General features: G+C 60.4%; 13 protein-coding genes and 5 pseudogenes. 15 read left to right on the forward strand and 3 right to left on the reverse strand.

Annotated features, from left to right (window positions below; translation table 11 throughout):
* The first annotated feature begins 3 nt into the window (after positions 1 to 3).
* The 9 genes and pseudogenes from ATB1_RS07575 (at position 4) to ATB1_RS07610 (ending at position 12,385) form a co-directional block, all read left to right on the forward strand.
* Positions 4 to 1,181, forward strand: a pseudogene (locus ATB1_RS07575) (hypothetical protein).
* Between the two features lie 2 nt (positions 1,182 to 1,183).
* Positions 1,184 to 2,304, forward strand: a pseudogene (locus tag ATB1_RS07580) (hypothetical protein).
* Positions 2,297 to 4,502: pseudogene (locus tag ATB1_RS07585) on the forward strand (VirB4 family type IV secretion system protein). Before ATB1_RS07580 ends, ATB1_RS07585 begins: the two co-directional pseudogenes overlap by 8 nt.
* On the forward strand, positions 4,468 to 6,267 hold the full coding sequence (locus ATB1_RS24550) for a hypothetical protein (RefSeq protein ID WP_241768134.1): 1,800 nt from the start codon (positions 4,468 to 4,470) through the stop codon (positions 6,265 to 6,267). The pseudogene ATB1_RS07585 and the gene ATB1_RS24550 overlap by 35 nt, the downstream one beginning before the upstream one ends.
* Positions 6,197 to 8,872 carry a hypothetical protein gene (locus ATB1_RS24555; protein WP_241768135.1) on the forward strand — a complete coding sequence of 892 codons (2,676 nt, stop codon included), beginning with the start codon at positions 6,197 to 6,199 and terminating at the stop codon, positions 8,870 to 8,872. Before ATB1_RS24550 ends, ATB1_RS24555 begins: the two co-directional genes overlap by 71 nt.
* Positions 8,873 to 9,318: 446 nt before the next feature.
* A complete protein-coding gene (locus ATB1_RS21485) occupies positions 9,319 to 10,581 on the forward strand; it encodes a hypothetical protein (protein WP_042663063.1) in 1,263 nt (420 codons plus the stop codon).
* Positions 10,582 to 10,792: 211 nt separating this feature from the next.
* The gene (locus ATB1_RS07600) at positions 10,793 to 11,326 is read left to right on the forward strand and encodes a hypothetical protein (protein WP_042663065.1); all 534 of its coding nucleotides are present in this window, start codon (positions 10,793 to 10,795) and stop codon (positions 11,324 to 11,326) included.
* A gap of 8 nt (positions 11,327 to 11,334) precedes the next feature.
* Positions 11,335 to 11,769, forward strand: a complete 435-nt coding sequence (locus ATB1_RS07605) for a hypothetical protein (protein ID WP_052367859.1) — start codon at positions 11,335 to 11,337, stop codon at positions 11,767 to 11,769.
* A gap of 127 nt (positions 11,770 to 11,896) precedes the next feature.
* Complete coding sequence (locus ATB1_RS07610) at positions 11,897 to 12,385, forward strand: hypothetical protein (RefSeq protein WP_042663066.1); 489 nt, start codon at positions 11,897 to 11,899, stop codon at positions 12,383 to 12,385.
* Between the two features lie 54 nt (positions 12,386 to 12,439).
* Here ATB1_RS07610 and ATB1_RS07615 read toward each other — a convergent pair whose 3' ends face one another.
* Together ATB1_RS07615 and ATB1_RS07620 are read right to left on the reverse strand one after the other, a co-directional pair.
* On the reverse strand, positions 12,440 to 12,952 hold the full coding sequence (locus ATB1_RS07615) for a DUF3368 domain-containing protein (RefSeq protein WP_042663068.1): 513 nt from the start codon (positions 12,950 to 12,952) through the stop codon (positions 12,440 to 12,442).
* Positions 12,953 to 13,243 carry a UPF0175 family protein gene (locus tag ATB1_RS07620; RefSeq protein ID WP_042663070.1) on the reverse strand — a complete coding sequence of 97 codons (291 nt, stop codon included), beginning with the start codon at positions 13,241 to 13,243 and terminating at the stop codon, positions 12,953 to 12,955.
* A gap of 426 nt (positions 13,244 to 13,669) precedes the next feature.
* Between ATB1_RS07620 and ATB1_RS23095 the strand changes: the two are divergent.
* Both ATB1_RS23095 and ATB1_RS07630 read left to right on the forward strand, forming a co-directional pair.
* Positions 13,670 to 13,959, forward strand: a pseudogene (locus tag ATB1_RS23095) (hypothetical protein).
* Complete coding sequence (locus ATB1_RS07630) at positions 13,959 to 14,294, forward strand: hypothetical protein (protein WP_042663072.1); 336 nt, start codon at positions 13,959 to 13,961, stop codon at positions 14,292 to 14,294. Before ATB1_RS23095 ends, ATB1_RS07630 begins: the two are co-directional and overlap by 1 nt.
* A gap of 351 nt (positions 14,295 to 14,645) precedes the next feature.
* Here ATB1_RS07630 and ATB1_RS07635 read toward each other — a convergent pair whose 3' ends face one another.
* A complete protein-coding gene (locus tag ATB1_RS07635) occupies positions 14,646 to 14,906 on the reverse strand; it encodes a winged helix-turn-helix domain-containing protein (RefSeq protein ID WP_042663074.1) in 261 nt (86 codons plus the stop codon).
* Between the two features lie 121 nt (positions 14,907 to 15,027).
* Between ATB1_RS07635 and ATB1_RS07640 the strand changes: the two genes are divergently transcribed.
* From ATB1_RS07640 to ATB1_RS07655, 4 genes and pseudogenes are all read left to right on the forward strand, one after another.
* Complete coding sequence (locus ATB1_RS07640; protein ID WP_042663087.1) at positions 15,028 to 15,288, forward strand: HalOD1 output domain-containing protein; 261 nt, start codon at positions 15,028 to 15,030, stop codon at positions 15,286 to 15,288.
* A 285-nt stretch (positions 15,289 to 15,573) separates the two neighbouring features.
* Positions 15,574 to 16,815: a PAS domain S-box protein gene (locus ATB1_RS07645; protein WP_198526060.1), complete on the forward strand. Its 1,242-nt coding sequence runs from the start codon at positions 15,574 to 15,576 to the stop codon at positions 16,813 to 16,815.
* Positions 16,812 to 17,324 (forward strand): HAMP domain-containing sensor histidine kinase, encoded by a 513-nt coding sequence (locus ATB1_RS07650; RefSeq protein WP_082256334.1) that lies wholly within the window; start codon positions 16,812 to 16,814, stop codon positions 17,322 to 17,324. The genes ATB1_RS07645 and ATB1_RS07650 overlap by 4 nt, the downstream gene beginning before the upstream one ends.
* 328 nt (positions 17,325 to 17,652) lie before the next feature.
* A pseudogene (locus tag ATB1_RS07655) lies at positions 17,653 to 18,629 on the forward strand (IS110 family transposase).
* The last annotated feature ends 345 nt before the right edge of the window (positions 18,630 to 18,974 follow it).

Consider the following 18,974-nt stretch of genomic DNA (forward strand, 5'->3'; position numbering starts at 1 on the left):
TGTATGGTTGATCTCATTGATGTCGTCTTAGAGGGGTTCAAGGGCGTTGTTGACTGGATTATTGGCCTCTTCATGGATGGCCTGACAACCGGCTATAATACGCTCACTGAGGGGTTATTTGGGACTCCTACGCCTCAAACAGATGGCGCATTCGTTTTTGGCGAACCATCGAACGCACCCTGGACCGCATTCGTTTTTGGCGAACCATCGAACGCACCCTGGACCACAATTCAAGAGTCCCTCGTTGGCGGCGAAATCATGCTCATCGCATTACTGCTCCTCGTAATGAGCGTCCAAGGCCGGCATACTGTCCGGATATTCAATATCGGAAGTGCCTATGAGGCGAGGAAGACGAAGAAAACGGCGTGGGTGGGAGCTTCCTGATTATCGTCTGGTATTGGATCGGTGTGCTCGCGCTCTATCTCGTGGACGGGTTTTCAATCGCACTGATGCCAAGTATGGCTTCGCTTCGGAACGCTATGCTGGGCTTCCTCACCGTGTCTCTATCGAACCCCGGATTATCGCTTCTATTCGCCCTACTCGGAGGGATTTCGATGTGGGCATTGCAGGCGCTGTTCTACATCCGCGAGATTCTCCTCTACGTGTATCTCTACGGAATGCCGATCGCAATCGCTCTCGGATATGGGAATATTCCCGTTGTGTCTGATATCGCATTGGGCTTTGCTAAGCGATTTGTGCCCTTGGCTGTCCTGCCATTGCCGGCAGCGATGGTATTCAAGGGCTACGATCTAATCTACGGCGGTGGGACACTGACGCCAGGAACAGCGTTCCTCAAATACCTCGTCGCTGCGTCCCTCCCGCTGGTCGCCCTCTACATCACGTGGAAGACGTTCAAATACGCGACCCCATTGACGGCCAAAGTCGTCGGCGGTGCAACGAAAGGCGTAGCACTCGTCGGCGGTGTCGCCGCCGGTGGATACCTCGCTGGCTCCGGCGTCGCGACGACCGCCGCCCGGTGGGGACCGAAAGCCGCCGCAGGCCATGCCGTCGCGCAAAAAGCAGGCCATGCCGTCGCGCAAAAAGCGGCTGCCCGCGGTGGCCACGGAGCCGACGAGGGCGGCACGCCGTCGTACCGTCGAACGGAAAATGACCCAGGTGGAGCGACCGCGGAATCGGCGAGTGACGACCGCGGGATGGACTTTGATCGAGGAATCCACTAACAATGTCAGCAGATCAAGACGCAGCAGCACGGCGCATCATGGATCAGTTCGGCGAGGAGAGTCGCATCCCGTATCTCAATATCGAGGAAGGAGACGTCGGCATGCTCATCGCCTTCCCCATTATTGGCCTGTTTATCGCCGGCCTCACCGGGATCGAATCGCTTGCCCTCCCGTTCGTCGCTGGCGGGCTTGGCTTTGGCGTCGCCGTCATTTACGTTTCACCAACCCACCTGAACGCCTGGACGTGGACCAAAGACGTCTATCGGTACCTCAAGCGACCCCAGATCACGTTCAGTGCGCCCGCCGACGCCGATGCGAGTACTAACGAGGCAGAGCGCAACGAGGGCGGCCTCGCGAACTACACGCCGTTCAAGCCGGACGAGCGGACACAGGATCTCACGAACATCAAGCGGGCGTGGCCGGGCGCTGGTGCCATCCAGCGTGAAGACGGCGCGATGGAGGCGTTCATCGAGATTGATCCAGCGAACATGGATTTCGCAATGTCCGACGACTGGGCGCAGCTCCAAGACGCCGGCGAAGAATTCGCGAACAAAGAGCTGGACTCGAAGCTCAAACTCCACGCCACCACCCGTTCCTTCCCGGTCGAGCAGATCACCGAGACCATTGAGGAGCGCCTCACTGACGAAGACGTCACGGAGAATCCGATCTTCAAAGAACTCCTCGAGGAGTACCGGGAGACACGGCCGAAGGAGATGCGGGAGCGTGGCATCCAGCAGGTTCGGTACTACATCGGCGTTGAAGTCAGCCCGATAGAAGTGTACGACCGCTTCCGCGACGAGGGCACTCCCGCCGAGAAGCTGACCCAGTTCCCCGTGATCGGTTCCTGTTCAACCCGTTCGTCACCCGTCGCGAGGACCTCACCGACGTCGAACGTCGTGCGCAGATGTTCGAGAAGCTCGACAGTCGCGTCAACGACGTGCGATCCGAGTTCATCCAGCAGGCGTCGGGGTGGTCCGCACGTCGACTCAGCACGGTCGAGCTGTTCGTCCTGAATATGGACTTCTGGAACGGGCGTGAACATGACTTCGACGAGGCGGAACGTGTCGTTCGCGACCACTCGATCATCGGCCACTCGCGCCGGGAGGATCCACACGATGCATAACGTGATCCTCCAGACCGGTGGTGGTGCGCTTGGCTCCGTCGCCGGGTGCTCCAGAATCTGACGCCAGCAGAGAGTGCAGTACTTGCTCTTGTGGTGGGTCTCGGCCTTGGCGTCGGCAGTAAGTACCTCTGGGACCGCTTCACTGCGGATGATGAACCAGACGTGGACTTCACCGATGTCCTCGATGACGAGACACTCGAAGAAGGCGAGGCCGAACGCCAGCTCCTCGACGATATCTCCGAGTCGCACAGGACCGTCACCGCGCCCGGAGCTGTCGAGTGGGAAACGCGAGCCGCACGGGTCGGCAAACAGTGGACGACGACGCTGTACATCGCTAATTATGCCGACTATCCCAACGACGGATATCTGAGTGACCTCTTCGAGATGACCGACGTCCAGTTCGATCTGACGGCCCACATCACGCCGAAAAATCAGGAGCGGGCCCGGAACGAACTGCAAGACATCGCTGACGACCTCCAGGTCGATGCTGACCTCGAACAGAGTATCCGGAGTGCCTACCTGCAGGAACGCGCCAACGAAGCCGCAGCGACGTACAAGGCCGTCGAGAACGGCGCGAACGTCTTCGACCAGGGGATGTTCATCACGGTTCGAGCCGACGAGAAAGACGAGCTCAGAGATGCCGTCCAGACGGTCAAGAGCGCGCTCCGCGACGACCCGGCGAACCTCACGCCGAAGACGGCTATCTGTCGCCAGGATCTCGCCCTCCAGTCCGCCGCGCCCATCGGCGACAACGAGTTCGGGCGGACGTCGATCGCGCTCGGCGGCGCCGTCGGGGCGTTACTCTCCTCCCCGCACAACGCGACGATTCTCGAGGAGGGCGGAGTCGAGTTCGGGATTCACAAAGACAATCAAAGCCCCGTGGTCATCGACCCGTTCGCCCGGGACAACGGGTACGCGATGTTCACCGTGGGCGATACCGGCTCGGGGAAGTCGTTCAGTTCAAAGCAGAACTTCATCCGCTCCATCGAGCAGAGCAAGGACCGTATCGGCATCATCCTCGAGCCGTTGAACAACTGGGCGGGGGTCTCAGAGGCGCTCGACGCCAAGCGAATCACCGTCGGCGGGACGCTCGGGCTGAACCCCCTAGAGATTCGGGAGACACCCGAACACGTCCAGCGGGCGATGGGCGAGGACGCGAGCCCGTTCAACGAGAAGCTCGACGATGCGATGAGTTTCCTCACGAACTTCTTTGCGCTCCGCGGCATCTCATTGGGAGACCGGCGGACGACGCTCGAACTCGCCCTCAAACGTGCCTACAAGCGCAACGGGATTACCGACGACATTTCAACGCACGACAATCCGAGTCCGACCATCCGTGATATGATGGACGTGTTCGAGGATATGGTCGACGACCCCGAGGAGTTCGTCGTCCGGTCCGACGAAGAGGCAGGAAGATCAAGGAGGATGCGACGTGGCTCCTCGACCAGCTCCGCCCCTTCGAGGACGACGGTCGCCACGCCAACCTCGGCCAGGAATCCGACTTCGACATCCGGGACGAGAAGGTCATCTATCTCGACCTCGCCCAGCAGGAGGGGAGCGTCGACAGCAGTACGGCGCTGACCATGCAGCTGCTCATCTCGCTGGTCTACGAGCGAGCGAAGGTCTCGGAGAAGGAGGTCGTGTTCTACATCGACGAGGCCCGCTACATCATGCAGGACGCCGCGAGCCTAGCGTTCCTCGAGACGGTGTTCCGCCACCACCGGCACCACGACCTCTCGATCCGGCTGGTCACGCAGACCGTCGACGAGTTCTTCGAGCACGCCGAATCCGAGGCGATTCTGGACCAGTGTGCCGTCAAGCAGTTCCACCGCCTCGATGGGATGGACAAGGAGTGGGCCGACGAGTTCGGGTTGAACTACGCACAGATGCGGTTCGTCCAGGACGCCGTTCCTGGTAACGAGGACGCCGGCTTCTCCGAGGCCCTAGTGGGCGTCGACGGCGAGTGGCGTGGGATCCAGGTCATAGCGATGCCCAAGGAGAAGCAGGTCATCGACTTCGAGCCAACCGAGCAACGGCGAGACTCACTCCCCGGGACTGGTGAGAATGCTGTGGACGCGGAGGTGCAGGCGTTCCAAGACGATATTGAACGCCGAGCAACTGACAACGGCCAACACCCACCTGAGCGGACGCCAACAGAGACTGATGGCGGTGAAACAGGAGGTGACGACGATGCGTGAGTACCTTCGCGTGACGCCAACCTCCGAACGGCTCAATCCGGAGCGTCTGCCGCAGGCACTGGAGAGCCTCCACAAACTGACCTCCACGGACTCGACAGGGCTAGCTGACAAACTCAATCCACTACATAGCGACACACCGCTACGCTTCGAATTCCTCGCGCTGAGCGAGGGGAAAGATGACCCCGTCGAATTCTACTACGGTGCCGACGACCATCTGGATACCCTTGAGAAACGCCTTCGGTCGATCTATCCCGAGACGTTCGACATCGAGCGTGCCGAAGTCGACGTCGCATCCCGACTCGTACAGCCTGTCGAATTCGACCGCGAGACATTCGTCGAGCACTATGAGTCAGGCGAGCTCACGTACGAGTTCGGCCCTGACGAGCAATACGAACGTGGCACTGACGACAACGAACAATCGGGGCCAGGGGACGCCGAATCAGTCGCGGATGGAGGAACGATCGGTGACCAGTCTGCCGACCACATCATCGAGATCGGCGATACTGCCCTCGAACTCGCCCCACCAGATGCGATTCCCGAGGACGAGCCACTCACCACGCTTGCCAAACCAACGGTAACATCGGAGGGGACGATACTCGCGCGGCCAGCGACCGAATCCGTCTCCCCACTCGGCGTGCGGTGGCAAGGGTCGGCAACTCGGAAGCAAGACTGGATGACCTCACTCTCGCCATTTACTGCAGACGACGAAGCGGAACTCCCAGCCGTCGATCAGCCAGGAGGTGCGCTCGCGTCGCTCGTCGACCACCTAATGGAGGCGACAGCACCAGTAGCGTTCCAAGTCGTCTTCCAACGACGCGAGAGCTGGCAGTCCGATGCCGACCTTCGCAAGGAGGACGTCATCGACGGACGGGACACACTCGCCCAGGAGATCATTGGCTCTCTCTTCGAACTCGACGATCAGTCGGAGAGCCGGGACAGAAACCAGCTGAGCGACGCGGTTGCAAAACGTGTCGCAGCTATCGAGGCGACAAATCCGAAGCGGTCGTTCACCGCGAACATCCGAGCGATCGGGATTCCATCCGGTAGTAACGGTCGCGATGACCTCGATGAGCGGATGCAATCACTTGTCCCGGTGTTCGACCCGCTTGACGGACCCTACTACCAGGTTACGGCTGAACGATTGCGCGACAGCGGCTTCCGGGCAGCCACGAAAGACCGGAACGCACGAGCGGCGCTGCAGCGGCTCTTGGATCGTGAGATCACGACCGGCCGTGGGACGACCCGACCGGAGTTCGTCCTGAGTGGTCGAGAACTCGCGCACTTCGTATTCGTCCCCTCCTCGGAACAGCTGACTGTCGAGGGGACACGGGGGACGCGTGCGGAACAGCAGAGTCGGAATCCGTTGCCCCGTCCGCACCAGGACCTCATGAGTGAGTTCCGAGACGGGATGGCAATCGGGTATGCCCTCGACGACACTGGCGAGGCCGAAGACGTGCCGACACACATTCCACCCGGGCTGCTGCCCACTCATTATGGCCGGTTCGGAACAACCGGCTCTGGGAAGTCGAAAGCCCTCATCAACGATATGCTGTCGCTGTACGACAACACGGAGGGGCCGACGATCCTCATCATCCCGAAGAACGACGATATGGCCCAGAATTACGATCCTCATCATCCCGAAGAACGACGATATGGCCCAGAATTACATGCGGGCTCACGCGCGTCAGTTCGGAATGACCGACCTCGAAGAGAACGTCGTCCATTTCCCGATCCCGGACGTCCTCCCCGGGTTCTCGTTTTTTGACCTCGAACCGTCGATGGAGAGCGGACGGCGCCGCGAAGACGCCGTCCAACGGAAGGCCGACCACTACGAAGAGATTTTGAAGCTCGTGATGGGAACCGACCGCTACGAGCGGGCGACTGTCGCCCCGACTCTCATCAAGACACTCATCAAGGCACTGTTCGACGAGGAATACGGCCGTGAGAACGGGCTGTATCGAGCGTCGACGGACTATTTCGCCCACCGACAGCTCGAACACGTCGTCGACCAGCTCTGGGAGGCCGGGCCACCGAACGAAAACATCGGCGACGCCCCGCGGTCGAGCGACGAGGAAGTCACGCGAACGATTCGACGGCAGCTCCAGTTAGATTCGAACACCTTCGCGAACGTGATGGGCGGTGTCGGAAACCGCCTTGCGTACATTTCACAGGATACGCATCTGCGGCAGATCTTCAATAACACCGAGAACCAGTTCGACTTTCGGGATGTCCTCGACGAGGATACGGTCATCCTCTTCGACCTCGGCGACCTCCGCGACGACGCCGCCCGGATTATGACCGGTGTGATCCTGACCAATCTCGATGCAGCCCTCAAGGACCGCAAACAGGCGCTCTCCCAGCACTCGGACGACTACGTCGTGAACCTGCTCGTCGACGAGGCAGCGTCGGTCGTGGTCTCCGACATCATGAACGATCTGCTCGAGAAAGGGCGAGAATTCCGGCTCTCTGTCGGCCTGTCGATGCAGTTCCCCGAACAGATGGAGGCCGAAGGCGGGCGGAAAATCTACCTGAACGCTCTGAACAACATCGGCAGTTCACTTGTCGGGAAAATCAACGTCGACCGGGAACTGGCGCGAGCGATGGCCCACGAAGAGATGGACCCCGCGGATTTCGCCAATCGGATTCGTTCGTTGCCGCGCGGTGAGTGGATCGCCAGCCTGCCAAGCCCGACGTTCGGTGAAACGGGACCGTATCCGTTCAGTCTCGAACCACTTCCGATTCCACCGGGGCACCCCGAGAGCGAATCCCCGCTCACAGCGCGTGAAGAGGAGCAGTTCACTGAGACGCTCTCCGCGATGCACGAGAACATTAGCGACGAACACGGCGTGCCGGCTGCACCAGCCGCTTCAACAACGAGACCACCGACCGACGGACACAAGGTGCTCGATATCGGGAGCGATGACCTGGACGTCGCGATTGCGAAGGTGGTCCGGAGTCTGCAACTTCGAGAGGGATGCCGCGAGGAGAACGGCTGGATAGCCGTTGAAGCAGTTGACGACGAACTCAGACGGCTCTTCGACGACGTCGACGCCGATCCGCCATCGTATGATGCACTCGCGGACATTCGCGAACGATCTCGATACCTCGATACGACCGTCGATATCGACGCCGATGAGCTTCGCATCCGGCTCACTGACGCCGGCGAAGAGGTCGCGATACCCGATACTGGTGGCGTGCAGGCCGCCGGTGGCAGTGCTCACGACGCAGCACTCCGCCAGATCGAAGAAGAGCTCACCGCACTCGGCTTCACTGTCTCGATTCTCGCACAGGATGGTAGCGAGAAACCTGACGCGAGGGCGAGCCACCCCGACGTTGCCGACCGATTCGCCATCGAAGTCGAAACGACGACACCCGAGAATCCCGCAAAGGTACTCACGAACCTCCGGAAAGCCCAAGAGGCAGGGGATATCCCACTGTTTGTCGTTCGCCCAGGAACCGACGAAACGGAGTGGGCCGAGCGTGTCGACGGCATTCTCACGCCACCCGTTCGCACCCTCCAGAATGGTGAGACGCGGTTCTACACGACTGACTCGAATCTCACGTTCAACGGCGGAGCGACCGAAGAAGGTGGGGTGACGGCCGTGCGACCGGTGACCGACGATGAGAACGGGACTCAGAACATCTGGCGGCGTGATGGCGACGAGATCGTCCTTCGTGATGCCAGCGGAACGGAGCACATCCGCCTCCCGTCGCTTGAAAAACTCTCGAAAGATCGTGTTCCGGCCATCTACAGCTACGACCACGCTGCCGAGGAGTACGTCGTATACGAGCACGGTGAGCAACACATCTACGAGACGAAATCGGCGTTCGAGGACGACTGGGTGCGTGTCAAGAAGCCATTCGTCCCGGAAGACGAGTTCCCTGCCCCGGAGTATAGCCGCGACAGCTACGGAATCGTGATTCTTGCTGATGAAGGGCCATCGGTCGTCTACACAAACGAGACAACGAAGCCCCTCTCAACCCTCCTCAATCACTCAACCGTCCAGAATGAAGCTGAAGGAGACTCCGAAAACGACGACGGAAATAGTGACCAAGCGGAGGATTCCTCAGATCGAAACCCCCAGACTGGCGGGAGTGAGCCCGGCCTCGAGGCGGACGATTTCGAATCGTTCGTCGATGCATACGTTACCGAAGACGAGGACGCGGAACTCCCAAAGGATGATCTCTATAATGCGTATCGGATCTGGGCAATCAGACACGACAAAGACGTTCAGTCAAAAGCGTGGTTCTCCCGTTCTCTCGGGGATTTCGTGACCTATGACACGAGTCGGATTCGTCAAAACGGGAGCCGCGTGAACTGCTATACAGGTATTTCGCTCACGCCAGCAGGAAAGCAGTTGATCGAATGAGGAAAAATCTATGAGGCAGTTAAATTCGAGACAGCTCAATACAAAACCGACCGAAGGCGTGGCCGGTCAGGGGAAACAACCAGCAACAGTCCGAGAAAATGTGAACCAAAGTCCGATTCCCGGTTATCGACCGAGGAAATCGCAAGACAGAACCGCCGGTCAGGGCATCTGGGAAGGCCAACAGTATCTACCCCCAGATGACCATACGAAATCGCAGTACGGCGCCGCTGGTCAGGGGAAACTGAAGAGGAATACTCTCAACCGTATCAGCGGTCAGGGGGAAAACCACCAGACGGCGAAGCTGGTCAGGGGAATCGCTGAGCGAAAACCAACTAGGATAGAACGGGGGGTCCCCGTTGGGACCAAGGGATTGGATCGAGGGACGGAACTGAGTGAGTTCTGTGCTGGCTCAGATCCAGTGAGAGCCATGCGAGGTACTACTGGAGATGAGTGACTCGATCGTCGACGAGCCGGAGGGAATTCCGGAGACATTGCGCGAACGCGAGCAGTGGGTGTGCTGGCGCGAAGAGGAGCGAGACGGCAAGCCAACGAAGATTCCGGTGACACCAGGTGGTGGGGGATTCGCGTCATCGACAGAAGCAGAGACCTGGGCGAGTTTCGAGGCCGCACTCGAGTACACTGAGACGGCACACGCCGATGGCATCGGGTTCGTGTTTACCGACGACGATCCCATCGTCGGCGTCGATCTGGACGACTGCCGTGATCCTGAAACCGGCGACGTCGACGACGCGGCGTTGGACATCATCGCACGACTCGACTCCTATACGGAGGTATCTCCGTCCGGCACCGGCTATCACGTGCTCATCACCGGCGAACTCCCCGACGGGCGGAACCGGCGCGGGAGCGTCGAACTGTACGACACGGCACGCTTTTTCACCGTCACTGGCGACCACGTCGGCCGGACACCCACTCGCGTTGCACGCCGGCAGGACGCGCTCACAGCGATTCACCGTGAGTACGTTCAGGACACCGAGCGTGACACGGCCCCCGAGTCCAAGCAGTATGAGGGCGCTGACGACGAGTCACCGACGACCGGTGCAGCCGCCGTTGACGTCGACCTCGAAGACGGGGACCTCCTCGAGAAAGCGCGAAACGCATCGAACGGCGAGAAGTTCGAGCGGCTCTGGAAGGGGAATACGGTCGGCTACGACAGCCACTCCGAGGCCGACATGGCGCTGTGTTGTCTGCTGGCATTTTGGACCGGCGGCGACCGGACGCAGATGGAGCAGCTGTTCCGGCAGTCAGGATTGCTTCGGGAGAAGTGGGACGAGGTCCACTACGCTGATGGGTCGACGTACGGCGAGAAGACCATCGAGCGAGCGATTGCAACCACGTCGGAGTTCTACGACCCGGACGCCGGCGACGACGCTGCAGATCCCCACGGCACACCTGACGGTGTCACAACTGGCGATATGCCTGACGAGGCAGACCGAAGTCGTGCGTATCTAACGGAGAAAAACCGACTGTTGCGCGAGCGCGTCGACGAGCTCGAAGCAACACTCGAACAGAAGACTGAGCGGATCGAGACCCTCGAAACAGAGATTGAGCGGCTCACCGACGAACTCGCAGCCCGTGACGAGGAAGCTGAGCAGTCCCACGAGGAAGACTCCAGTACTGTGAGCGAGACCGGTGATGACTCAGAGCCATCCTCCATGTTGAGCCGATTCTTCAGTGGTCGGTCCGAGTAGTGGCGCCGCTTCACCGCCATCCGAAAAGCCCTCCCTCGAGCGTTCAGGTTCCGCGAGCCAAGAAGATTAACCAACAGGCTCGCTATATCGCGCTATTTGTTGGTTAACTGCGCTCAATCCCGCCGCAAACCGGGGACTACCGGAGGATCTGGTAGTTCAGGAAACTATTCCTCGAAGTAAGAACTATATCCTTCGATCTGCAATCGCAAGTATGTCCGAGACAGACGCCGCCGATGGGCCGCCTCCCTTCGAAGATGCGTTCGCTAGCGACGACGTCGAACAACGCATCTACGGCACCATCCTACAAACCCGCGAGCCGACGACCGCGAGCGCGATCGCCGACAGCGCCGACTGTGATCCCAAAACTGCCCGGAAGTATCTGGGGTGGTTCGATGACCTCGGCATCGTCACCCGCCACGACGGCCATCCAGCCACCTACGAACGCAACAACGCGTACTTCGAGTGGCGACGAATCAACCAGCTCGCAGCCGACCATTCCGTCGAGGACCTGCAGGAACGCGTTCGTGAGCTGACGACGCGCATCACCGAGTATGAAGAGGCGTACGACGCCGCGTCACCGGCCGCCGTTGACGCCGTCGACGCCGCGGAGGGCAGCGACGAGCGAACCATCGACGACGTGTACAGCGACCTCGCCGATTGGGCGACCGCCCGCGAGGAGCGTGAGCGCTACGAACGCGCCCGCCAGCAACGCACGGGTGGCGAGCGCGAACAGGCGTCCGGGTAGCCCGCTCGATGGTGCCACCGACAGGCGATGGCGGGAGCCCCGCTCCCATCGATCGTCCCATCCTCAAGTTCCTCCAGACGCGGCTCCAAGCGACGAGGCAGATCTCCCGGGCGACCGTCACTGACGCCAGCGGCCATCTGGAACTCCACGCCGTCTTTGCCCCGTCGTACTACCCGACAGCCGTCGACGAGGCGCAGTTGACGGTCCGTTGGTACACGAACGACGACTTCAAACTCCACTATCGAGAGCAGTACGCGGACCACGCCTGGGAGTGTCGGTGGGACCGGCACCCGAATCCGCACAATACACGGGACCATTTCCACCCCCCACCCACCGCCCCGACGCCCGGTGACGATGACTCCTGGCCGACCGACTATCGTGATGTCCTGCAATTGGTCCTCGACGAGATCGAGGACCGGATTGCAGCACTGTGGGACAGGTAGACGACTCCCCCGCAGTGGCGTTTATCGCGCCGACCAAGGGTGACGGCGCTCAGCGCGATGGGCACCACCACGAGAGCCGTCGTGGTGTCCAGCCTGGCGTCAACTGAGCGCGGTCACAGGTGAACCCATGTCTTCGTTCAGTAACTCCGAGACAGCGAGTGCATCGCCGTCAGAAAACCACACGAGTCCACCCCGAGAGACCGAGGACACAGATTCGCAGCCGTCGTGGCCGGACGATACGAGCAGCGAGGATGGAACGCCAACGCTCAAGATGAACCAGTGTCCGGAGTGCGGAGCCCGTCGCTTCGTCTCAAAACTCCTCGTGTACGAGGTCACGGGCTACGACGAGGGAGGCGAACAAGATTTCCGCCGCCAGCACGTCCGGGCAGAGTTCGAATACACCTGCAGCGAGTGCCAGACGACACTCCGGACGCTTCCCGCAGAGCGCCGCGACTACTACGATGAAGTCGCGGTCCTCGAAACAGAACGGCGGGCAGCCCTCCGTGATCAACTCCGCCAGCTGGGGCGGCGGTGCTGGCGGCGTCTCGCAGCGCGGACGACGTGGCTGGCACTCGGACTCGTGACACTCGTGACCGGGCTCGTGATCTGGCTCTAACAGACCGAGGAAAGAACGTATCCCCGGTCCCCTCCGTGCCACAACGGAGCCACATCAATCCGCCATCGAGTCGAGTTTCTGAACGATCTTCGCGTAGACGTCGGGGGCACAATACCAGCCCTCGTCGATCATCGCATCAATCACGGATCGAGCCTCGTCGACACTGATCGTGCCCTCACTGGCGAGTTTCAGCACGAGAAATGCCGTCCCTCGGGTTGTGATTCCCTCGGCCGCTGCGACGTCACGGCCGTACGTCTCATCCATCACGGCCACGCCATCGTGGACGTCGGCGCAGGCGAGGACAGCGACATCGGCGTCGCTGAGGTTGCTGTTCTCCTGGAGGCGGGACAGCAGCGGGGTGCTCTCAACCGACTCGATAGCAAACCTGTCGGCGTCAACGCTGCGCTCGATGCGGCGGGCGTCCGGATACCCCTGTTCGAGATCAGTTTCGACGACCTCCGCGTAGACGCGCTCGGGGATGACACACGACACATCAAGCTGCTGGACGAGCGCGAGACGGTCGACTTTTGCGAGGTAGATAAGCGGCGTGGCGTCGAAGACCCACATTCACAGCGCCTCGAGATCCGCGTCGAGATGGTCGTCCGCCACCCACGTGATATCGCGTTCTTTGGCGAGCTGCGCAAAGTCCCAGACGGACATCCCTGCCAGCTCAGCCGCCTTGCTAAACGTGATACTGCCTGCCGCAAGCTGGTCGAGAGCCCGTTCGCGACGCCACTCCGCAAGCCCCTCGGAGAGGAGTTTCCGAACGGCCGTGCTCCGGTCAAGCTTCTCGTCTTCGAGATACGCCTCGAGTTCGGCCTCCAACTCGTCGGGCACGCGTGTCGAGATCGTTCCCATACTGTTTACTTCGTGTGCAATGTATACAAGCGCTTCGGTGCCTCCGGGGAGTGGCTCGGCTGTGGTGACGTCCAGATATCGGTCACTGATATGTGGTGACGTCCAGATATCGGTCACTGATATGGATCGAGATACGAGAGGTATTAACCAACAGATGCGATGGAGGCCAGTATTGGTCTTTCCGCTTGTAATGCACTAGTCGGCTGTTCATGATGACCTCTACTATCGAATGTTCATGATGACCTCTACTATCGAACGTTGACCAGGCTGAGAATGCCTGTCGCATTGTATCTCGGAAAGACCAATAGTTGTTGGTTAAGCATAGAGTTGAGTCGATCAGCCGCCTGTCGGTCTCTCCAGCCGTTCAGTTTGTCTGCGCCGGATGGCGTGAGGCGCGCTCGAAGCGCGTCCAGAGCGTGAACTTCCATGACTGGACCTGATATCCTCGACGACACGACAAACGACTACGACCGGCTCGAAACCGAACTCGTTGCACAGGACCGGGATGGGGCCCGGGTCGCGACGGCGGACATCGGCGAGCGGAGTGCCCGCCGTCTCGTTGGCGAACTCGTCGAGGACGATGTGGTGACACCGGTCCCAGACCAGCGCGTCCTTGTTCACGAGCCGAGTGACGCAACATTCGACTCGATCACCCAGCTCGCCGTCTTCCATCGTGCTGGCAGGCCGCCACCGACGCCGACACGGAGGACGACTGATGCAACAGACGCTTTCTGGGTGTGCGTTCTGCGATTCGCCGCCCGGCTCCGAGATGGGCGAGGCACATACGTGGGGGGGAGACGAACCGGTGACGCACCCGATCTGTGTCGACTGTGCCATCCAGACACGGCAGGATCCCGACGAGCGCGATCACCACGCCTGCGACGGCTGTGGGATCGTCGTCGACGCCATCGCGGCGCTCACGCGGTTCCGCGTGGAACTCGGCCATCTCGAGGGACCGGTGCAATTTTGCGAGCGATGTAGTCCGGGCGGGCCAGCGACGTACTGGACGCGCGATCTCGAGGCGCATCTCGTCGCGACGCCGGCAGAGTGACCTCTACCGCCGACAGTGAGACTGTGCAGGAACTGGTCGCGACGAAGACGCTATTATTCGGTTTCGGCCGTTTTGTCCACGCGCGTTATGTGAAGATCCCAGTCTGGGATATCGGGATCGGCGTGATTTAGCGGGTATCCGCCGTTATCTACTCGAACTCCATTTTCATAGGCATTCAGAACGAGCGTATCAAGCGCGTCGCGTAGCTCTTCCTTCGTAGCCGGTTCTGAATCGCTTGCCATAGCGGCTGATGAACTGACAGTTCCTTAATCGCCTCCTTTTGAAATCAAAGGTAACTATTTGGGCGCATACATCATGTGAGGCGTTCTATGACACCCTACTCAGCTACTGTTACTCGCTGTCTAGGTCACGAGCGTCAAGGTCGCCAGCGAGATACTGCTCTCCCGTTCGCGTGATATCGTAGACGCCGTTGCCAAGGTGGACGAGGAGGCCATATTTGACGAGCGTCTTGCAGCGGGCGTTGATGTGTTGCCGGGAGAAGCGCACGCGATCGCTGTCCGCCATTTCCTTCGGGGTGTCAGGGCCGTCTTCAGACAGATGCTCCAGAATTCGGTCATCTGCGCGAGACATCCAGTCGGCGTCAAAGCGCATAATCGCTTCTGGTTGCGCCGACGCTATCCCAAACGCGCTAAGTCAAATGTGGAAGCGATACGCTTCTGTGGTTGACTCCAAACGTTTTAAACAGCTGCCACACTATGCCCTACTCGTACAGATGGATTCTCCACCAGTAGACAGTCCGGCCACATCAAGTGACCTGCTGGTTGATATTGTTGAGACACTAGAGGCGAGTGGGCTCGAGAATGACACCTATCAGCTCCACGATTACGTCGATGTCGACGCCCTGGACCAGCTTGTGAACACGTCACAGGCGGACGTAGAAGTTCAGTTCACGGTCGAGGACGTCCAACTCGCAGTGACGCCGGACAACGTCGACGTCCTGATAGACGAAAGGGAAGAATCAGAGCCACAGTAGCCCGATGCCTGCCGAGTGGTGCATCCGGCCACCGTCCGCGTACTTCCATCAGGTGCGCGGTGGACGGATACACCGGCACTTGGCGTCCACGGCGATTAAGTGGTTAACAGGTCGTAACATATTGTAATGAACCGGGCGAATCGCGTGGCCAGTCAATGGTCGGTCACTTTTCTAGGGGGTGTCCTTCTTTGGCTTGCGCTTGGCCGCGCGATTACTGATACCGACGAGCTTCTCGTCGATTTTATCGAAGTATCCCTCCCGGTTGCGGTCGGGCTTGGACTAATCGTGGGTGGAATCTGGCTGGCACAAACGCACCCAGTCGACCGGATCACCCAGCTGACAAAATGGCTCCTTGGCGGAGCACTCGTCGGCGTAGCCGTCACCCTCTGGGTGCTGTTCATCATCTCGCTCGAACAGGTGCCAGCCGGCGAACCGATTGTCCTCGTTCTCAATGACGTTGGGCTCTTCATGGCTGCTGGAATCCTGCTCGGCTACTATGCGACCGGCCTGGAAGCACGTGAACAGCAGCTCGAACTGTCTGAACAGCGGTTTCGCGCCCTGACCGAGAATTCGTCATTCGCAGTCATTACCATCGACGAGTCGAGCACGATTCGATACGCAAACGACGCCGTCGAGGATCTCTTTGGATACTCGCCAGGGTTACTCACCGGGGAGCCACTGACGACGCTGATGCCCGACCGATTGCAGGAACCACATCGCGACGCGATGGCGCAGTATCTATCAGCGGGCGAGCGTTCGCCCGATTGGGCCGGGCGCGAATTGGTCGGCCAGCGAGCGAACGGAGCGGAGTTCCCCGTGGAAGTTAGCTTCGGGGAGTATGCCGTTGCGGACGAGCATCTGTTTACGGGTGTCATTCAGGATGTCTCCGACCGGAAAGCAGCCGAACACCGGCTCCACCAGCACACGACGAAGGTGACCCAGCTCCACGAGATCGCCACTGACATCACCGCGGCTGATTCGAGAGCGGCGATCCACCAACGGGCCGCTGACGGCGCTGTCGAGTTGTTCGGGGCAGATGTCGCCCGGGTTGCCGTCGTAGAAGGTGACCGGCTTGTTCCAGCCGCCAGCTCTAGTTCTGAAGATATCGGCGATAGGGAGCCGATGCCGCTCTCGTTCGGGTACGCCGGCCAGAGCTATCAAACCGACACGGTCCTTCGAGTCGACGATCTCGCTGACACGCGGTCAACAGCTAGGTCACCGATCCGCGATGGTGGGGGAGAATCCGAGCCCCAGCCGCGTGAGGATCCTCGAGCGTTGCTGAGTATCCCGCTCGAAGGCTACGGAGTTCTACAGGTGCTCGCGTCGGAGCCGGGTGCGTTCACCGAACGCGACGAGGACGTCGCAGAGATGCTGGCAACCCACGTTGTGACGGCCCTCGACCGGGTGTCCGCAGAGGCGACGATTCGCCGGGAGCGTGACCGTCTCGAGGAGTTCGCCAGTCTGCTGTCTCACGACCTCCGAAACCCCCTGAACGTCGCACAGGTCGTCTGGAACTCATCCAGATGACTGGCGAGATAGACCACGTCGACGCCATCGACCGGGCGCTGAATCGGATGGAACGGCTCATCGAAGATATGTTGACACTCGCTCGCGAAGGCGATGCCGTCGGAGAAACGGAACCGGTAGCACTGCGTGCGGTCGCTAATCAAGCCTGGACCAACGTCGCAACCGAATCCGCTTCGCTCGAGATCGAGTCGAGCGTCCAGATCGACGCGGATCGTAGTCGACTCATCCAGGTGTTCGAGAACCTGTACCGGAACGCGATCGAACACGGCGGCGACGGGGTCACGATTCGTGTCGGCGCCCTCGACGGCGGGTTCTATATCGAAGATACCGGCCCCGGTATTCCGGCGGATGAACGAAACGATGTCTTCGAAAGTGGGTATACGACCAACCAGGACGGCACTGGGTTCGGGCTCGCAATCGTCAAACGGATCGTCGAAGCCCACGGGTGGGAGATCAAGGTCACCAAGGGTACAGACGGTGGGGCCCGATTCGAGGTTTCAGGTACCTAATCCGGTTCAATTTTGAGTGCGTGAGGAGATGGATACGAAAGCCCTCGGCCGCTCGACGTCCCGCGACCGCAGCTGCGCGCCTCGTGCCTGCAGTGTGTTTATGAGAATCTGCTAAGCTCCATTGGCGCGAACGGACGCTGGGGCTGAACAGAGGCCGTCCGTAAGCATGTGTCTGAGAACACGGTGCGGTGACTGGCCCGCCTGCATGAATAGGAACGACTGCGCCGAGAGCGCGAATAGGTGCCTATCACGCTCGCGCCACCCGACACAGCCCTTGGTGAAAGCATGACATCAGAGACGCCAGACATCAGAGACGCCATACATCGGCATGGACACCCATGACGCCACTCCCAGGTGGCCGTCATGGGGTCCGACGGAACGATTCTCGAAGAGCGACGCGTTACCGACGCCGATCTCTCCGAATTCGCTCGCGAGTTCGCCGGCTCGCCGGTCGCCATCGAGGCGACCGGCTTCTACCGGCATATCTACGAGACGCTCGACGAGTACATGGACGTAACGCTTGTCAACCCGAAGAAGACGCGCGTTATCGCCGAAGCAAGTGTCAAAACCGACAAGATCGACGCGCAGATGCTGGCGCATCTGCTCCGGGCGAACCTCGTTGCTGAAAGCTACGTCCCACCGCGGGACATCCGCGAACAGCGTGACCTCGTCCGCACGCGCAAGACGCTCGTCGAGGACCGGACGCGGGTGAAATCCCGCGTCCGGGCCGTTCTCAAACGCACTGGGAACCAATATCGGAGTGAGTTATTCGGGCCGACCGGTCGAGAGTTCCTGGCGGAACTCTCGTTGGCCGACACGGACCGCGTGATCGTCGAAACGTACCTCGACGTGGTCGACACCTACGACGAGCAGATCGCCGTCCTTGACCGCGAGATCGAAGCGGTTGCGCGGGAGAGTGCGGAGGCGAAGCTGTTGAAGACGATTCCTGGTGTGGGGGCCTTTTCGGCGGTGTTGCTCACCGCCGAAATCGGCGACGTTACGCGGTTTTCGAGCCACGAGAAACTCGTAAGCTACGCCGGTCTCAATCCGACGGTTCGCCAGTCAAGCGACCGCGAAACGCGTGGCGGGATTAGCAAGGAAGGCTCGGCGGCGATGCGCTGGGTGCTTACTCAGTGTGTGAACACCGCGGTAAATTGCGGAAACGAGTACCTCGCCGAGTTTTACGAGCGACTCAAACAGCGGAAGAACCACCAGATAGCGGTTGTTGCGACAGCACGGAAACTGCTGGTGTCGATCTACTATATGCTCACACGTGAGGAGACATACGCCCCACCGGTGAGCTGAGTCGCGTCGGCCTGACGCGACTCAGCGGCCGGCTGCTCCCACTGGTTAGCGACAGCTCTTCTCACCGACCGCCCCGCACCGCATCACGATGTGACCGCAGTCGGTTGATTCGATACACTGAGACTGGTCCGACCCAAACAGCTATCTTCGCCGACGTGGTTAGTTCGGTCGCAGATTCTCATAGGTGCTTGCGGGGTCGGGGGACGACCGAGACGGCCTCGCCCTTTCTGAGTCCGCCAGGAGTATGGGTGGCCCACCGAGCGACGTGGTCGGCTGGACAGGTGCGTACGTGACGGCCCGCCCCGCTCGCCGCTGCCGCCCTCCGCGTCGCTCGCGACCGACCAT

It is taken from the genome of Haloferax sp. ATB1 (genome assembly GCF_000730175.1).